1 pseudogene is annotated in these 1,015 nt (G+C 37.3%); it reads left to right on the forward strand.

The features are described from left to right. Positions 1 to 837: pseudogene (locus A9G24_RS12860) on the forward strand (hypothetical protein); the annotation flags it as partial. Between the last annotated feature and the right edge of the window lie 178 nt (positions 838 to 1,015).

The raw sequence follows: 1,015 nt of genomic DNA on the forward strand, positions 1-1,015 counted from the left end.
CCTAATAGTCGGTTTTATGGTAGTGTTCCTCCTGTTGTATATACCTTTATGCCATATGGACAAGGTATTTGTTATCTTAAACCAAATGAGATGACTAATTATGGTGAGCACGATAGTAATGTTTTTAATGAAATAAACGGTTTTAGTCGTTGGTCAGGTTTTCCTACAACTGGATTTAAAAAGGCTGGTTTTAGTTTAATTGGTTCAGGATCCGATCAAAGTCGATATCGTTGCTATTCTCATAATGGAGCAGGAAAGATCTCTTTATGGACTGCTGGAGGAGTTGCTCAAAACTGTTCGGTGATATATGAGTCGGCAACAAAAGGGGAGTTTATTCAAAATGGGACACCGACGATAACAATGGAGTATTTTAATGGTCAATCATGGATATGGTTAGATAATTTTACTATTCCAGTCCCAAATAAATGGGCAAGAGCAGGTAGTTCGGAAATAGCCTTTGCAAATAGTCGAATGGTAGCTTCTGCAACTCGTTTCCCTGCATTAGATTTTTGCCGAGGCAAAAGACAAGGAACAACAACAATAAACGAAGCAATGGACTATAATTTTCGACGTCAATACTTTTATGATATCAATGAACTAACTAATAATTGGAATCATTTTATTCGGGCTGTTGGGACATTTATGGGAGAATGGGGTATAACCCAAAAATATGGTGGGGTTTGGAGTAAAGATGGTGAAAGGTGGACCAGTGAGTTAGAGAAAGTAAACGGTGGTTTTTTTGGGGGGAAAGTATATCGAGTAATGGGGCTTAAAGGTAACGTTTCTCTAGATCGTGCAAATTATCCTAGTACTATTGCGGTGTGCAGAGGCGATTAATTTTTATCTTATTAATTAACTTCATGTTATCAGACCAATATAAAAGTATTGGTCTCAGATTGATGACAAAGAACTCGCTTTTTGGCGAGTTCTTTGATCTAATAGAGAGGAGTCCATTATAAGAGAAGTTCTTCTATGCTAAAAAAACCAACTCCAGCGACACCAGAAAAAATAGAGC

It is taken from the genome of Gilliamella sp. App6-5, from assembly GCF_001690525.1.
Taxonomy (GTDB): Bacteria; Pseudomonadota; Gammaproteobacteria; order Enterobacterales; family Orbaceae; genus Gilliamella; species Gilliamella apicola_H.